The following is a 16,263-nucleotide window of genomic DNA, read 5'->3' as shown; positions in this document are numbered from 1 at the left end:
TTGCCGCTCGACGGCGCTCGTTCGCGGGGAATTGGTTTGCTAATCTGGGGGCGGGGCGGCCGGCAGGCCCGACCGCGGAATGGCTGGAGGGGACTTGAGCAGGTCAAACGCGTCGTCGCGGGGCATCGGTGAAACCGGCGATGGGCAGGGTCCGGCGATCCTCCATCTCGACGACTGGCTCCCCTATCAGTTCTCTTACGTCTCGAACGAAGTCAGCCTGTTTCTGGAAGACATCTACAGGACCCGCTTCGGCCTGACCGTGTCCGGGTGGCGGGTGATGGCTGTGCTCGGCCTGCACGCGCCCCTGTCGGCCAAGCAGGTCGCCGAACATACGGCCATGGATCAGGTGCAGGTGACCCGGGCGATCAACCACCTGGCCTCCCTCGGCCTGATCAGCCGCCGGGTCGACTCCGCCGACCGGCGCAAGGTGGTGCTGCGCCTCAGTCCTCGTGGCAGGGACGTCTATGGTGAGATCGTCCCGTACGCGATCGAGATCGAGCGGACGTTGCTAAGCCCGTTGACGGCGGAGGAGTTGAATTGTCTGCGTGCTCTCACCCGCAAGGTGGTCGAGCGGGCTCATCAGGTGTTTGGCCGTGGCGGTGATGACATGGAAGGCGCAGCGGAGGAGACGAAAGACACTGCGCAAGAGACATCGGTCCGATGATCCGGAAGTTGGTCAGCTTGGAGCTTGTTTGCAGCGGGATCGTCCCAGCCGGTGCTGAGTGGGGTGCTCCTCCAAGCTGAAGAGAGGTGTTGGGTCGGGTGGTTGGTCTGGTGCCACGGTTCCAGCGTGGGGTCGTGCCCATCGCCTTCACCAGGTCGTCGGCGCGTGCAATTGATCTGAATCAGTGCGAGTGAGCGGCGCTCCCAATCATAATCCGACTATACGGACTATTATTTGGAGCGAGCCATGCGCAGCCAGACCGCCGAGACACCAACCTCCCCTGCCCGCCGTCTGATGTCCGCGATCGGAATCGATACCGAGCGGCTTGGTCCGGCCTATTGGGGCGCCATGCAGGACGTCGAAAGGGTCTGCCCGCACTGCCCCGCGTTGTCCCGCTGCCGCACCGCGCTGGCCGCCGGCAGCGCCCCGGTGCAGTACTCCACCTTTTGTCCAAACGCCGACGTGCTTGCGGAGATGGAAGCCGCGTCGGCCGGCGCGCTGGTCGGCGACAGAGCCTGACACCCATGTCCGGCGGCGCCTGCTCACCGCGCCGCCGGAGCGGTCGGTCACTCCGCGGCTTGATGGGCCACCGGACCGACGGATGACGGCTGGCGCCACGCGGCCAGCAGTTCGGCCCGCCTGGCTTCGACGGCGGCCATGTTCGCCTCCTTGACATGGCCGAAGCCACGCACGCCCTCCGGCAACCGGGCGATGCTCACCGCCAGGGCGTGGTTGGCGTCCGTCAGGTCAGCGAGCAGGTCGGCAACGGTGGTGCGGTACAGCTCGATCATGCGCCGCTCCATCCGCCGCTCGGCCGTGCGGCCGAACGGATCGAGGGGTGTTCCGCGCAGACGGCGCAGACGGGCCAGCAGGCGGAACGCGGTCAGCAACCAGGGCCCGTACGCCGTCTTCCGCAGATGGCCGGTTGACGGATCGCGCGCGGCCAGCAACGGGGGGGCCAGATGGAAGCGCAGGCGCGTCCGGCCGTCGAAGCGCTCGCGCACCCCCTCCATGAACCGCGTCTCCGCATAGAGGCGGGCGACCTCGTACTCGTCCTTGTAGGCCATCAGCTTGAACAGGTTGCGGGCCACGGCGTCGGTCAGCTCACGACGGCCGGGCGTGCGCGCCTGTTCCGCCTGTCCGACCCGCTGGACGAAGGTCCGGTAGCGATCCGCGTATGCGGCGTCCTGATAGTCCGTGAGGAAACCGGCGCGGCGTGCGATCACCTCCTCCAGCGTTTCCGACAGGCGCAGGCTGTCCGGGACGGGGGAGTCCGCCGCAGGCGCCATGCCCTCCAGCCCGCTGCGGTCGAGTGCCGCGCGGCGGCCCCAGGTGAAGGTGTCCAGGTTGGCCTTCACCGCCACCCCGTTCAGTTCGATGGCCCGCAGGATCGCCTCCGCCGACACGGGAATGCGGCCCTTCTGATACGCGTAGCCGAGCATGAAGAGGTTCGTCGCGATCGAATCGCCCATCAGCCGCGTCGCCAGCGCCGTGGCGTCGAACGCATCCACGCTCTCCCTGCCCAGCATGTCGCGGAGCGCCTCGACCATGGCGCCGGTCGGGATCGCGGCATCCGGATCGCGGGGGAAGTCGCCGGTGATGGTCTCGTGCGTGTTCAGGATCGCATGCCCGCGGCCGGGGGCCATCTTCGCCACCGTCCCGTCGTGCAGCGCCACCACGAGGTCGCAGCCCAGCAGCAGGTCGGCACCGGCGGTCGGCACACGGACCGCCTGGATGGCCGCCGGATCCGCGGCGATGCGCACGTGGGTCACCACGGCGCCGCCCTTCTGCGCCATCCCCATCTGGTCGAGGATCGCGCAGGCCTTGCCTTCCAGATGCGCGGCCATGCCGAGCAGGGCGCCGATGGTCACCACCCCGGTGCCGCCGACCCCGGTGATGAACAGGTTGTAGGGCCGGTCCAGTGGCGGCAGGTCCGGAACCGGCAATGGCCGTGCGCCGGGATCGACCCGCTTCGGGCGTTTCAGCGTGCCGCCTTCCACCGTCACGAAGCTCGGGCAGAAGCCCCCGACGCAGGAGAGGTCCTTGTTGCAGCCCGACTGGTCGATCGTGCGCTTGCGGCCGAACTCCGTTTCCAGCGGCGTCACCGACAGGCAGTTGGACGTTTTCGAGCAGTCGCCACACCCCTCGCACACGAGGTCGTTGATGAACACGCGCTTCGCCGGATCCGGCATGGTGCCGCGCTTGCGGCGCCGGCGCTTCTCCGCGGCGCAGGTCTGGTCGTAGATCAGCGCCGTGACGCCAGGACGGTCCCGCAGCCGGCGCTGGACCTCGTCCAGGCGATCCCGGTGCTCGATGCCGACGCCGCGGGGGAAGCCCGCTCCGACCGGGTATTTCTCCGGCTCGTCGGACACGACCACGATCTCGCCGACGCCCTCGGCACGCAACTGCGCGGCCAGTTGCGGCACCGTCAGCGTGCCATCCACGGGCTGGCCGCCGGTCATCGCCACGGCATCGTTGAAGAGAAGCTTGAAGGTGATGTTGACGCCCGCCGCCACGCAGGCCCGGACGGCGAGCGAGCCGGAATGGAAGTAGGTGCCTTCGCCGAGATTGACGAAGGTGTGGCTGGTCCTGCTGAACGGCGCCTGGCCGATCCAGGCCACCCCCTCCCCTCCCATCTGCGGGAAGGTGGCCGTGTTGCGGTCCATGCCGACGGCCATATAGTGGCAGCCGACCCCGGCGATGGCACGGCTGCCCTGCGGCACCTTGGTGGAGCTGTTGTGCGGACAGCCGGAGCAGAAGTACGGCGGCCGTGCCACCACCGGCCGTGCCTTGGCCAGCAACTTCTCCTGCTGGTCCAGCACGGCGAGGCGCCGCCGCGCCGCATCACCGGTGTGGAACGGGGCCATGCGGGCGGCGAGGACGCGGGCGATCCGGTCCGGCGACAGTTCGCCGATCCAGGGGAACTGCCAGGAGCCGTCCTCCGCCCGCTTGCCGGTCACCTTCGGAGCGCCGGGCCGGCCATAGAGGAGTTCCTTGAGCTGGCTTTCGACGACGCCGCGCTTCTCCTCCACCACCAGGATCTCGTCGAGTCCCTCGGCGAAGCGGAGCAGCCCTTGCGGCTCCAGCGGCCACGGCATGCCGACCTTGTAGATCCGCAATCCGGCGGCGCCGGCCTCCTCCGGCGGGATCCCGAGGTCGGCGAGCGCCTGGCGGAGGTCGTGATACGACTTGCCGGTGGTGACGATGCCCAGCCTCGGGTTGCCGCTGTCGGCCACCACGCGGTCGATGCCGTTGGCGCGCGCGAAGGCCATCGCCGCCTCCAGCTTGTAGCGCACCAGCCGGGCCTCCTGATCCGGCCAGGGATCGGGCCAGCGGATGTGCACCGCCCGGTCCGGCAGCGAGAAGTCCTCCGGCTGGCGGATGGCCAGCGCGTGCAGGTCCGCGTCGAGCGATGTCGAGCAGTCGAGCATCTCCGCCATGGTCTTCAGCCCGACCCAGCACCCGGAATAGCGCGACATGGCCCAGCCGAGCAGCCCGTAGCCCAGCACCTCGCCCACGTCGGCCGGGGCGAGCACCGGCATCATCAGATCGGCGAAGGTCGGTTCGGCGTTGTAGGGATGGGTGGAGGATTTTTGGGCGTGGTCGTCGCCGACGACCGCCAGCACACCCCCCCGCGGGGCGGTTCCGGCGCCGTGCGCGTGGCGCATCACGTCGCCGCAGCGGTCGAGACCGGCGCCCTTGCCGTACCACATGCCGAACACGCCGTCGCGGGCACCGTCGCCGGTCAGCCCGGTCTGCTGCGTGCCCCAGACGGCGGTGGCCGCCAGATCCTCGTTCACGCCGGGCCAGAAATGGATGCCGTGCCCGTTCAGCACCGTACGCGCGCTCCACAGCTCGCGATCGAAGCCGCCGAGCGGGGATCCCCGGTACCCCGACACGAACCCGCCGGTGTCCAGCCCCGCCGCCTGGTCGCGCAGCTTCTGGGCGACGAGCAGGCGGACCAGCGCCTGGGTTCCGTTCAGGTACACGCGGCCTTTTTCCAGCCGATAGCGGTCGTCGAGAGCGACAGTCGCCAACGCCATAGTTCTTTCCTCTCCCTTGCACGCGGGCCCCGTTCGACATGGCCCGTCCCGCGGCATTCCGGTTCCGGCTCGCCCCACCCGCAATAATTGACCGACCAGTCGGACTATGTCAAGATGGCCACCGTCACGCCGCACCCGCCGTGTGGTGCACAGCCCGATATCCTGGAACGCTCCCGGAGGACGACGCCCATGACGGAAGCCTACCTGTGCGACACCATCCGCACACCCATCGGCCGCTACGCCGGGGTCGGCCAAGGCATCGCGCTGATCATCGAACGGGTATGAGGAGGTCCAATGCTCTTTTCCGTCGTCTGCATCGACAAGCCGGGCTCGGCGGCGCTTCGTGCCGCCACCCGCGCCGACCATCTGGATTATATGATCGCGGCCGCAGAGTCCCTGCGCTACGGCGGGCCGCTGGTCACCGACGACGGCTCGCTCAGCATCGGCAGCCTCTTCGTCATCGACCAGCCGACCCGCCGCGACGTGGACGCCTTCCTGGCGGAGGAGCCCTACTGCCGGAGCGGGCTTTTCCAGACGGTGACGGTGACCGCCATCCGCCAGATGGTTCCGGAGGCGTCTCCGGGATTTCTCCTGCAGGAGCTTGCCAGGGAACGGGTCGGGCGCCCCTCCCCGCCCGCGTCATGACGGGGCGGGCGCCGAGGTCGAGGGGCCGGCGCCCGCCTTCGGGTCGCCGACGGCCTCCCGGAGCGCATCGAGCAACCCGGCCCGCACAGCGTGCGACAGGGCGTTCACGGGCGGGTTGTCGATCCGGATGATCGTGACGGCCCCGTCACCGGAGAGTGCGGCGGAAGGGCTGCGCTCATGGCTGATGGAACCTTCGGTTTTCCGCGGCGTCGCTCAGGACAGCCGTCCGACGACCTTGCCGGGGTTCATCAGGGCGCGGGGATCGAGCGCCCGCTTGATGGCGGCCATCACATCCACGGCGTCCCCGTGCTCGGCCCTCAGCTCGTCGAGCTTGCCGTAGCCGATCCCGTGTTCCCCGGTGCAGGTGCCGCCCATGGCAAGCGCCCGCGCGATCATCCGCGCGTTCACGGAGCGCACCCGCGCCATCTCGTCGGGATCGTCGGGGTCGAGGATGTAGCAGAGATGGAAGTTGCCGTCCCCGACATGACCCAGTATCGGCGCCAGCAGCCCGGCCTCGTCGATGTCGCGCCGGGTCCCCGCGATGCATTCGGCAAGCCGGGAGATCGGCACGCAGACGTCCGTCGGCCACCCCTTGGCCCCCGGCCGCAGCGCCAGCGCCGCCCACCACGCGTCGTGCCGCGCCTGCCACAGGCGGGTGCGCTCCTCCGGCTTTGATGCCCAACGGAAATCGGTTTCGCCGTTGTCGGCCGCGATGGCCTGCACCGCCGCCACCTGCTCCGCCACCGCCGCCTCGGAGCCGTGGAACTCGAAGAAAAGGGTCGGGAGCACCGGGTGGTCGAGCCTGGAGTACAGGTTGGTCGCCCGCATCTGCAGCTCGTCGAGAAGCTCCATGCGGGCGACCGGGATCTGCGCCTGGATCACCGCGATGGCCGTATCGACGGCGCCCGCGAGCGTGGGGAACGGGCAGACGGCGGCGGAGATCGCCTCGGGAATGCCGTAGAGGCGCAAGGTCACCTCGGTGACGATGCCAAGCGTTCCTTCCGAACCGACGAACAGCCGTGTCAGGTCGTAGCCGGCCGCCGACTTGCGCGCGCGTCCACCGGTCCGGATGACGCGCCCGTCGGCCAGCACCACCGTCAGGCCCAGCACGTTCTCGCGCATGGTGCCGTACCGCACGGCGTTGGTGCCGCTGGCCCGCGTCACCGTCATGCCGCCCAGCGAGGCGTCGGCACCCGGGTCGATCGGGAAGAACAGGCCGGTGTCGCGCAGGTGCTCGTTGAGCTGCTTGCGCGTCACACCGGCTTGCACGGTGACGTCCAGATCCTCGACACCGACCCGCAGGATCTCCCGCATTTCGGACAGGTCGATGCACACGCCGCCGTGTAGCGCCGCGATGTGCCCTTCGCACGAGGTGCCGGTGCCGAACGGGATCATGGGAACGCCGTGGCGCGCGCAGCACGCCGCCACGCCGGACACCTCGTCGGTTCCATGGGGAAAGACCACCGCATCCGGAGGATGGGGTGCGTGGAAGGAGACGTCGGTTCCGTGGTGCATCCGGACCGCCATGGCGGTCGACACCCGTCCGGGCAGCAGCCGGTGCAGCTCGTCGATGCAGAGTTCGAGCGCACCCGCGTGCGCCACGCCGTGCGACATGGTCAACCCCCTCCCGAAGATCAGTCGTTGTTGTCAGCCCGCGGCCCGCAGGGGCGCCAAGCGCGCCGTGTAGGATTCCGCGGCGATCCGACCCGCCGGCACGCCGATCGCCGCGAGCGCGGCTTCGCAGGCGCCGACGAAACCGGGCGGGCCGGCGATCAGGAACTGCCGGCCGCGCAGATCGGCGGCGTGCGCGGACAGCAGGTCCGGGATCCGGCCGGTGCGCCAGGGCTCCGGACGAGCCGGCCCCTGGTGCCGGGTCAGCGTCACCCAATAGTGGAAATTGTCATGGGCGCGGGCCAGCGCCTCCAGCTCGCGCACGCCGAACACATCGGCCGCCGTTCGCACCGACAGCCCCAGCTCCACGGGCGCGGCATAGCCGCCGCGCAGCGCCTCCCCGGCGATGGACAGCAACGGGGCCAGTCCGGTTCCGCCGGCAAGCAGGACCAGGCCTTCCGCCGCGGCGTCCGCAAAGCCGAAGTCGCCGTACGGGCCACGCATGGTCAGGCGTGTGCCGACGCGGGCGTGACCGTGCAGCCAGGCGCTGGTGACCCCGCCGGGCTGGAGGGCCACGTGAACCACGATCAGGCCGAGGGGTGCCGCGCCGCTGCCGTCCGGCGCGGTGGCGATCGAGTAGGGACGGCCGAGATCCCCGGCCTCCTCCCCGAGCTCGACGTGCATGCCCGCACGGAAGCGGAAACCGCAGCCCGGATCGAGTGCCAGCACGATCTCCCGCACCTGGGCGGTGACGGGTGTGGAGGCGACGACCGTGGCCTGCGTGGTGACCGGCACGATCGGTGGCCGCTCCTCGGCGGCCGCGTGGTTGTGCATGGAGACCACCACCTCCGGGCTTCCGGGCTTCGACACGCAGACCAGGCATTGCCCCGCCTCCTTCTCCTCATCGGTGATGGCGAAGCTCATGACCCAGCCGTGCTCGACCTGCCCCGCGACCACATCGGCCTTGCACCGTCCGCAGGCACCGCCCCGGCAGTTGTGGGGAAGCGTCACGCCCTGGCGCAGGGCTGCGTCCAGGATCGTCTCGTGCCGGGCGCAGGAGAACTGGATGCCCGTGTTCGCGATGGTGATGCGGCTGCTGTCCATACCGTCCTCGTTCGACCGTCCACGGACGACCATATAATAGACCGTCCATACGGTCAATTATTCAGCGCGTGGGTTTGTCGGCCCGGTATGCGACTCCGCCGGTGCACAGCGCCTCGACGGCGTCGGCGTCGTAGCCGAGTTCCTCCAGCACCGCGGCGGTGTCGGCACCGAAGGCCGCCGGCGCCGTCCGGTAGCTGGCTGGCGTCCGCTCCAGCGCCGACGGGTTGGCGACGCCCCGGTAGTCGCCGATGCCGATGACCGTTCCGCGCTCGACGGTGTGCGGCAGTGACAGCGCCTCGGCGACGTCCAGCAGGGGGCCGCAGGGGATCCCCTGTTCGAGCAGGGTCATGGCGAGCGCCTGTCCGTCACGCTCCGCCAGCGCCGCGACCAGCGCCTCGCGCAGCGCGGTGCGGTGGGCGACGCGATCCGCGTTGCGCGCGAAGCGGGGATCCGCGGGGAGATCCGGACGGCCGACCTCGGCGCAAAAGCGCGCGAACTGGCGGTCGTTGCCGATCGCCACGAAGACCGGGCGGGTCCGCGTCGGAAAGAGGTCGTAGGGGCTGATGTTGGGATGCGCGCTGCCCGTCCGCTGCGGCGTCCGGCCGGACAGGAACCAGTTCGCGGTGTGCGGATGGGCGAGCGCCAGAGCGCTGTCGAACAGCGTCGCCTCGACGGATTGCCCCCGCCCCGAGCGCTGACGCTCCTGGAGTGCCAGCAGGATGGCGATCACCGCGTTCATACCGGTCGCAAGGTCCACGACGGGAATGCCGACCCGAACCGGTTCGCCCTCCGCCTCCCCGTTCACGCTCATCAGACCGGACATGGCCTGCGCCACCGCGTCGTAGCCGGCGAAACCGCCGAGCGGGCCGTCCCCGCCGAATCCCGAGACGCGGCAGTGGATCAGGCGGGGGAAGCGCCCGGCCAGCACCTCGCGATAGCCGATGCCCCATTTCTCCAGCGTCCCGACCTTGAAGTTCTCGACCAGGACGTCGGCGGAGCCGAGCAGGCGCATCAGGACCTCCCGCCCCGCCGGCCTCGTCAGGTCCAGGGCCATGCACCGCTTGTTGCGGTTCACGCCGAGGAAGTAGGAGGCGGTGCCGTCCCGGAACGGCGGCCCCCAGCCCCGCGTCTCGTCGCCCTGCGGCGGTTCGACCTTGACGACGTCGGCCCCATGGTCGCCCAGGACCTGGGTGCAATAGGGGCCGCCGAGCACGCGGGACAGGTCGACCACCCGCAGGCCGGCCAGCGCTCCGGCGTTCGTCATGCGATCTCCTCCGCCGACGCCGTGAGGGCCGGGTCCAAGGGTGTGGGATAACGGGTCACGCCGCGCAGCGACTCCTCCGGGCGCGACACCAGGGAGACGCAGACGTCGTGGCCGGCGAAGACGGACAGCCATTCGCCGGCGCTCCGCTGCGCCAGACGCCCGGCGATCGCGGCACGCGTCGCGGCCGGATCGACAGCGTCGTCGCACAGTTCGTCCGGCAGGCCGATGAGCGAGCAGAACCTCGTCCAGAATTTCGGTTCCAGCGCGGCGACGGCGAGCCGCCGACCGTCGGCGGTCGGGTAGACCGCGTAGCGCGGCGACCCGCCGAGCAGCCCGCCCGCCTCGCCGGTCCGCAGCCGTCCCGTCGCCGCGACGGCGGGAAGATGGGGGAAGGCGAAGCACCGGACGGTGCGGGCCATGGCGATGTCCAGATGACGGCCGCGGCCGGTCGTCCGTCGCTCCAGCAGCGCCAGCAGAATGTTGACGACGGCCGGGAGCGCTCCGCCGCCGATGTCGGCGGCCAGCACCGGCGGCGGCTCCGCCACCCCCTCCGCGTCCGCGTCGAGGAGGCCGGCTTCCGCCAGGAAGTTGAGGTCGTGCCCGGCCTTCGCCGCGTCCGGTCCCGACTGGCCGTACCCGGTGATCGAACAGTAGATCAGGCCCGGGTTCCAGCGCCGCACCGTTCGGTACCCGAATCCCAGCCGGTCCATGACGCCCGGACGGAACTGCTCGACGAGCACGTCGGCCGCCTCCACCTCCCGCCGCAGGACGTCGGCCGAACCGGCGTCCCTGAGGTCGAGGCGAAGGATGCGCTTTCCCGCGTTGAGCAGGGTGTGCGCCGCAGCGGCCACGCCGGGGCCGGCCGGCAAGGCCAGGATCGGATCGCCCGCGGGCGGCTCGACCTTGACGACCTCCGCGCCCGCCTCGGCCAGCAGCAGCGTCGCGTACGGCCCGGGCAACAACGTCGTCAGGTCGAGCACGCGAAGACCGGTGAGAGGACCAGCCATTGCTCAGCCCACCGGTGCCGCGGCGCGCACGTGGACACGCACGGCCTTGGCCTCGTACCGCGGCAGCGTGCCCTCCTCCTGGCATTCGACCTTGCAGCGGATGCCCAGCCGCGCCCGCACGCTCGCCGCGATCCGGTCCTCCAGCGCGGCGGGCTCCACATCGACGCCCGCCTGGCGTTCGACGGCCACCGTCAGCCCGTCGAGGTCGCCCTCCCTGCGGTCTACATAGATGTGCCAAGCCTCCTTCACCGTGCCGGGGACGGCGGCGATGATGTCCTCCACCTGCGAGGGGAAGACCATCACGCCGCGCACCTTCAGCATGTCGTCGGAGCGGCCGATGATTCGGCCGATCAGCGGCAGCCCATGGCGGCCGCAGGGGCAGTCGTGAGGATGGTCGGAGAGGCGGACGAGATCGCGCGTCCGCCAGCGCACCACGGGTGAGGCCTGCTTGTCGAGCGTCGTCACCACGATCTCACCCACCTCGCCCGGCCCGACCGGTTTGAGGGTCACCGGATCGACGATCTCGGTGAGGATGCTGTCCTCGTTGATCAGGTGCATCTCGTCCGTTCCGTGCGAATGCGGGCAGGAGATCGCCACCACCGGGCCGCCGGCCTCGGTCGTTCCATAGATGTTGTGGGCCAGGAATCCGTCGGGCATGGCCGCTTCGATCTCGTCGCGGAACTGGCGCGAGACCGACTGGCCGCCGAACACGCCGATGCGCAGCTTCCAATCCCGGCGTGGGTCGATGCCCTTCTCCTGCGCGATGCGCGCCAGCGTCATCAGCCACAGCGGGGACATGGTGCAGGCGACATAGCCGTGGTCGCGCAGCCACTCCACCACCAGCTCGCCGCGGCCCGGCCCGATGCCGAAGTTGGTCGCGCCGTAGTCCATCAGCGCCGCGTCCATCGCCACGCCGCCGATCCACATGCCGTAGCCGTAGCCCTGATAGACCGCGTCCCCCGGCAGGATCCCGACGGTGCGGAAGATCCGCCCGAGCTGGCGCGGGACCAGCTCCATCATGTCCTGCCGGGTGTAGCCGAACAGCACCGGCAGCCCGGTGGTGCCGGAGGTCGCGCAGAAGCGCGCCACCTCCGCCAGCGGAACGGTGAGAAACGGGTAGGGATACTGCGCGCGCAGGTCGCTCTTCTCAAGCGTGGGCGCGTGGGCCAGTGCCGCCGGGTCGGCCAGATCCTCCGGCGCCATCCCGGCCTTCGCGAAATGGGCGCGCCATGCGGGATCCCGGCCGAGCCGCCGGCCGAGCGCCGCCAGCTTGCGGCTTTGGGCCGCCAGCACACCGTCGCGGTCCTGGAAGTCCAGGCCATTCTGATCAACGCTGTTCATCGTTTCCTCTCCCAGTCGCATCGGCCGGTGCCTCTTGGGGGCACTCGTGCCGTTCGGTTCATGCGGAACTCAGCCTCGCGCCGGTCGCCGGGTCTGGGCAACACGGAAGCGTGCGGCGACGAAGGCGGTGTCGGTGATCGTCGCGTTGCCCGCCGGGTTGGCGCCGCTGACGTGATAGTCGCTGAAGGCGGCCGACTGGTTCACCAGCACCGGTCCGGTGAGATTGAAGGCGACGCTCGCCCCGACCGCCGCCGCGGCGTCCTCGATCCGTTCGACCGTCGCCGGGTCCGTGCTGTGCGCCAGCCACGTGATGGCGCCGACGGCACCGGTCAGCTCCGCCGCGAGGTCGATGGCGGCAGAGGCGCCATCGGTGGCGACCAGAACGGACACCGGGCCGAACAGCTCCTGCCGGATCAGCGCGTCGTCGGCCGTCGCCGCGAGCAGCGCCGGGGTGCGGACGCGGGCGTCGGGGTGACGCGGATGCCCGATCGCGCGCGGGCGGATGAGCGCACGGGGATCCAGCGCCGCCTCCTCCACACGGGCCAGGATGGCGTCGCTCTGTATGGCCCCCAGCAGTTCCACCGCCCCGGCCGGATCCGCCGTCAGCGTCCGGATGGCCGTGTCCAGCGCCGCCGTGAAGTCGGCGACCGGCATGATCCCCTCCGGCGTGCGGATGCCGGACGCCGGCACCAGCAGGTTCTGCGGTGTCGTGCACATCTGGCCGGAGTAGAGGCACAGGGAGGTGGCAAGGTTGCGGATCATCCCCTGCGGGTCGTCGGTGGACTCGATGAGCGCGATGTTGACGCCGGCCTTCTCCGTGAAGACCGTCGCGTGCGGCAGATTGGTTTCGAGCCAGGATCCGAAAGCCGGCCCGCCGGTGAAGTCGACCAGCGCCACCTCGGGCCGCCGCACCAGTTCGAGCGTCCGGGGAGCGGACGGCGTGTCGGCGACCAGCGTGACGAGGTTCGGGTCGAACCCCGAGTCCCGCAGCACCTGCCGCGCGGTCTCCACGGTCATGGCCAGCGGCAGGATGCCCTGGGGGTGCGGCTTCACCACCACCGGGTTGCCCGTGACCAGACTGGCGAACAGCCCCGGATAGCCGTTCCAGACCGGGAAGGTGGCGCAGCCGACGACCACCCCCACGCCCGCGGGGATGATCCGGAAGGTCTTGTCGATCGCCAGCGTGGCGCCCTTCGCCTGCGGCTTTTCCCAGCGCACGCGGCCGGGGATCCGCGCCATCTCCCGGTAGGCGTAGGCGATTGCTTCCAGCGCACGGTCCTGGGCGTGCGGCCCGGCAGCCTGGAACGCCATCAGGAACGGCTGGCCGGAGGTGTGCATGCTGGCGTGGGCGATCTCGAAGCTCCGGCGGTTCAGCCGCCGCAGGATCTCCACGCACACCCCAGCGCGGCGTTCCGGGCCCGCCGCGACCCACGCCGGGGTCGCGCACCGGATCGCCGCGAAGAGCTCGTCCAGGTCGCAGTCCGGATAGCTGACGCCGAGGTCAAAGCCGTAGGGCGAGCGCTCGGCGCCGACCCAGCCGCGCACGCCGGGAAGATCGAGAACGAAGCGGCGGTGCAGGCGCGCGTTGCAGGCCGCCAGCCCGTCGGCCTTGGCCGTCTCGCCGTAAATCCGGCCGCTGGGCATCTCGGGAAACGCGCTCCAGTAACCCCGGCTCCCGATGGCGGCAATCGCCTCGTCGAGCAGGGGCTTGTGCGTATCGAACAGGGTCTGCGCCATGTCCATGGGTCTGTCCTTTCGCAGGGCGCTCACACGGCCGCGGCCGTTCCGAGGATGGCGGTGGACTGGCTCGACATGAAGCCACCGGGGGCATGGGCCAGCCCGATCTCGGCGTTCGGGACCTGCCGCTCGCCGGCCTCGCCACGCAGTTGGCGCACCGTTTCGATGATGGTGAAGATCCCGTACATGCCGGGGTGGGCGTAGGAGAGGCCGCCGCCGTTGGTGTTGACCGGCAGGGCGCCGCCCGGCGCGATGCGGCCGTCGGCGACGAACGGTCCGCCCTCGCCCTTGCGGCAGAAGCCGAGATCCTCGAGGAACAGGATGGGGTTGATGGTGAAGGCGTCGTAGAGCTGCAGCACATCCACATCGACCGGTCCCAGGCCGGCCATGGTGAAGGCCCGCTCGCCCGACCGGGTCGCCGCCGTGACCGTCAGCTCCGGCATCTGCGCGATCGAGCGGTGGCTGACCGCCTCCCCCACCCCCAGCACATACACCGGGGGACGCGGCCGGTCGTGCGCGCGATCCGCCCGCACGAGCACGACGGCTCCCCCGCCGTCGGTGACGAGGCAGCAGTCGCGCACCCCCAGCGGGTCGGCGACGCGACGCGCCGCCAGCACATCCGCGATGCCGAGCGGCCCGCGTTCGGCCGCACCCGGTGTCAGACGCGCCCACGCACGGGCGGCGACGGCCACGGCCGCGAGCTGTTCCGGCGTGGTGCCGAACCGGTGCATGTGGCGGGCCGCCATCATGGCGTACGCGGCGACCGGACCCGGCAGGCGGTAGGGACGCTCGTACGGATTCGGTTCGGAATGCGTGACGAAGCCGGCCCCGCCGGAGCGCTGGGTGCTGCCGTACGCGATCAGCGCGACATCGCACAGTCCCGCCGCCAACGCCCCCAGGGCGTGGTTGAGGTGGGCGATGAAGGCGCCGCCCCCGACCTGCGTGGAATCCGAATAGCGCGGCGTCAGGCCGAGATATTCCGACAGGCTCAGCGTCGGCATGAAGAGTTGAAGGCCGGCGGCGAACACCCCGTCGACATCCCGCAGCGTCAGGCCGGCGTCGGCGACCGCCCGCGCCGCGGCCAGCGCCATCGCGTCCACCGGGGTGGAGCCGTCGGGCATGACCGGGATGCCGGCCTCGCCGACGCCGACGACGGCCACGGATCCGCGCAGGGCGGCGCTCATGCTCCATCCTCCAGGAGGTCGAACACGGGATAGGGCTCATCCCCGTCCGTACGCATCCGGACCCGCACCCGTTGACCGATGCGTACGGCATCGGGAGCGGGCGTCTCGACACGGCTCAGGATGCGGAATCCCTCGTCCAAATCGATCAGCGCGACGTTGTGGTCGCCACCGCGGGTGCGGATGCAGGTGGTGCTGTACACGGTGCCCAGCCCGGCGGAGACATCCCAGGGCGGGCTCTCCCCACCGCTGCCGGGGGCGACGGCGCGGGGGTAGAAGAACGCAGCACCGCTCTCCGGATCACGCTGGAAGGCGAGCTCGCCCCGCGCGCAATGGTCCAGGAAGCGCTGCCGCGGCGAACGCGGTGGCTGGCCGCTCTCGTCCATCGGCGTCAGGCTCCCGTGAAGGTCGGCTTGCGCTTTTCCTGGAAGGCGCGGATCCCCTCGCGGGCGTCGGCCGTGCGCAGCGCGTCGGCCTGGTAGCGGGCTTCGAGTTCCAGAGTCTCCTCCAGCGTCCGCGCCGTGCGCAGGATGAGCTTCGAGTAGCCGAACGCCCGCGTGGGACCGGCCGCCGCCGATCGTGCGAATTCGGCCGCCGCGGCGTCGAGATCGAGCGCACCGAAGGCGCGGTTGACGATGCCCAGCGCCGCAGCCTCGCGCCCCGGGATCAGACGACCGCTGACGATCATTTCCATGGCGCGGTGCGGACCGATGCGTTCGGCGAGGAAATGATGGCCGCCGGAATCAAGGATCGCGCCGATGTTGCGGAACGGGCTGCCGAGGACGGCGTCCTCCGCCACGTAGGTGACGTCGCAGGACAGCGCCAACCCCAGCCCGAGGCCGAGCGCCGGCCCACGGACCGCGGCGATGGTGGGGATCGGCAGATCCCGGATCCGGAGGAACACGGGGTTGATGACATCGCGCAGGATGGCCTGCGTGTCGTCGTTGTCCGGATCCGTCTCCTTGAGGTCGCGACCGGCGCAGAAGGCCCCGCCCTCCCCGCGCAGGATCAGGCTGCGCGCGCCGCTGCCGGGGATCGCCGACAGGACCTCGGCGAGCGCTCCGATCTCGCGTAGGCGCAGGCTGTTCCTGGTCTCGGGCCGGTTCAGGGTCACCGTCGCGACGGCGCCGTCCCGTTGGAGCCGGATGATCCCGTCCATCGTCACCGTCCCCCCGCGCAGGCCATCAGGATTTGCAGGTCGCTGACCATGACGGTCGTCCCGTTCTGGTTGACCGCGTTCCAGCGCAGTTTCGCCACCCCGTCGCGGCCCTCGCGCTTGACCGTCTTCTCCAGCACGGCGGATTCCAGGTGGATGGTGTCGCCGATGAAGGTCGGCGCGACGAAGCGCAGGCTGTCCGTTCCGTAATTGGCGATGATCGCCGGCGCATCCGGCGGCACGCCGAGCCCCGTCGTGACCGCCTGGACGAGGAGCCCATGCACGACCCGCTGCCCGAAGCGGGTCCGGGCGGCGTAGTGGGCATCGGTGTGCAGCACGTACCAGTCGCCACTCAGGGCGGCCCAGTTGACGACGTCGGCCTCCGTGATCGTCCGCCCCCGCGAGACGAAGGTCTCGCCGATCTCCAGCTCGTCGAAATGCTTCTCGAGGAAATTCCGCACCCCGCCCTCCCTCTCTTGTTCTTGCAAACCGTTGGCAAAAGGCGCCGGG

At 70.5% G+C, this 16,263-nt stretch carries 14 protein-coding genes; 3 read left to right on the top strand and 11 right to left on the bottom strand.

Features of this window, described 5'->3' with window-relative positions; all coding sequences use genetic code 11:
• Positions 1–94: 94 nt before the first annotated feature.
• Together HL658_RS25075 and HL658_RS25070 are read left to right on the top strand one after the other, a co-directional pair.
• Positions 95–664: a MarR family winged helix-turn-helix transcriptional regulator gene (locus HL658_RS25075; RefSeq protein ID WP_180283863.1), complete on the top strand. Its 570-nt coding sequence runs from the start codon at positions 95–97 to the stop codon at positions 662–664.
• Positions 665–910: 246 nt separating this feature from the next.
• Complete coding sequence (locus tag HL658_RS25070; protein WP_180283862.1) at positions 911–1,183, top strand: hypothetical protein; 273 nt, start codon at positions 911–913, stop codon at positions 1,181–1,183.
• A gap of 47 nt (positions 1,184–1,230) precedes the next feature.
• Here HL658_RS25070 and HL658_RS25065 read toward each other — a convergent pair whose 3' ends face one another.
• Complete coding sequence (locus HL658_RS25065) at positions 1,231–4,707, bottom strand: indolepyruvate ferredoxin oxidoreductase family protein (protein ID WP_180283861.1); 3,477 nt, start codon at positions 4,705–4,707, stop codon at positions 1,231–1,233.
• Positions 4,708–5,001: 294 nt separating this feature from the next.
• Between HL658_RS25065 and HL658_RS25060 the strand changes: the two genes are divergently transcribed.
• Positions 5,002–5,352, top strand: coding sequence for a YciI family protein (locus HL658_RS25060; RefSeq protein WP_180283860.1), 351 nt, complete (start codon positions 5,002–5,004; stop codon positions 5,350–5,352).
• A gap of 213 nt (positions 5,353–5,565) precedes the next feature.
• On the opposite strand, the gene HL658_RS25055 is transcribed toward HL658_RS25060, so the two are convergent.
• The 10 genes from HL658_RS25055 to HL658_RS25010 all read right to left on the bottom strand — a co-directional run bounded on the left by HL658_RS25055 (position 5,566) and on the right by HL658_RS25010 (position 16,214).
• Positions 5,566–6,966 carry an FAD-linked oxidase C-terminal domain-containing protein gene (locus HL658_RS25055; RefSeq protein WP_180283859.1) on the bottom strand — a complete coding sequence of 467 codons (1,401 nt, stop codon included), beginning with the start codon at positions 6,964–6,966 and terminating at the stop codon, positions 5,566–5,568.
• A 33-nt stretch (positions 6,967–6,999) separates the two neighbouring features.
• The gene (locus HL658_RS25050) at positions 7,000–8,067 is read right to left on the bottom strand and encodes a 2Fe-2S iron-sulfur cluster binding domain-containing protein (protein WP_180283858.1); all 1,068 of its coding nucleotides are present in this window, start codon (positions 8,065–8,067) and stop codon (positions 7,000–7,002) included.
• A gap of 61 nt (positions 8,068–8,128) precedes the next feature.
• On the bottom strand, positions 8,129–9,331 hold the full coding sequence (locus tag HL658_RS25045; RefSeq protein WP_180283857.1) for a CaiB/BaiF CoA transferase family protein: 1,203 nt from the start codon (positions 9,329–9,331) through the stop codon (positions 8,129–8,131).
• Positions 9,328–10,338, bottom strand: a complete 1,011-nt coding sequence (locus HL658_RS25040; protein ID WP_180283856.1) for a CaiB/BaiF CoA transferase family protein — start codon at positions 10,336–10,338, stop codon at positions 9,328–9,330. Before HL658_RS25040 ends, HL658_RS25045 begins: the two co-directional genes overlap by 4 nt.
• A 3-nt stretch (positions 10,339–10,341) precedes the next feature.
• The gene (locus tag HL658_RS25035; RefSeq protein WP_180283855.1) at positions 10,342–11,679 is read right to left on the bottom strand and encodes a phenylacetate--CoA ligase family protein; all 1,338 of its coding nucleotides are present in this window, start codon (positions 11,677–11,679) and stop codon (positions 10,342–10,344) included.
• Between the two features lie 69 nt (positions 11,680–11,748).
• The gene (paaN, locus tag HL658_RS25030; protein WP_211109841.1) at positions 11,749–13,422 is read right to left on the bottom strand and encodes a phenylacetic acid degradation protein PaaN; all 1,674 of its coding nucleotides are present in this window, start codon (positions 13,420–13,422) and stop codon (positions 11,749–11,751) included.
• Positions 13,423–13,445: 23 nt separating this feature from the next.
• Complete coding sequence (locus HL658_RS25025) at positions 13,446–14,600, bottom strand: acetyl-CoA acetyltransferase (protein ID WP_180283854.1); 1,155 nt, start codon at positions 14,598–14,600, stop codon at positions 13,446–13,448.
• Entirely contained in the window at positions 14,597–14,983 is a 387-nt protein-coding gene (locus HL658_RS25020; protein WP_180283853.1) for a Zn-ribbon domain-containing OB-fold protein, read from the bottom strand. The genes HL658_RS25025 and HL658_RS25020 overlap by 4 nt, the downstream gene beginning before the upstream one ends.
• Before the next feature lie 5 nt (positions 14,984–14,988).
• Positions 14,989–15,756 (bottom strand): enoyl-CoA hydratase/isomerase family protein, encoded by a 768-nt coding sequence (locus HL658_RS25015; RefSeq protein ID WP_180283852.1) that lies wholly within the window; start codon positions 15,754–15,756, stop codon positions 14,989–14,991.
• 2 nt (positions 15,757–15,758) lie between these two features.
• Positions 15,759–16,214 (bottom strand): MaoC/PaaZ C-terminal domain-containing protein, encoded by a 456-nt coding sequence (locus HL658_RS25010; RefSeq protein ID WP_180283851.1) that lies wholly within the window; start codon positions 16,212–16,214, stop codon positions 15,759–15,761.
• Positions 16,215–16,263 lie beyond the last annotated feature (49 nt).

This window comes from Azospirillum oleiclasticum, assembly GCF_013423485.1.
Classification (GTDB): domain Bacteria; phylum Pseudomonadota; class Alphaproteobacteria; order Azospirillales; family Azospirillaceae; genus Azospirillum; species Azospirillum oleiclasticum.
This window is presented reverse-complemented; position numbering and strand designations above follow the sequence as displayed.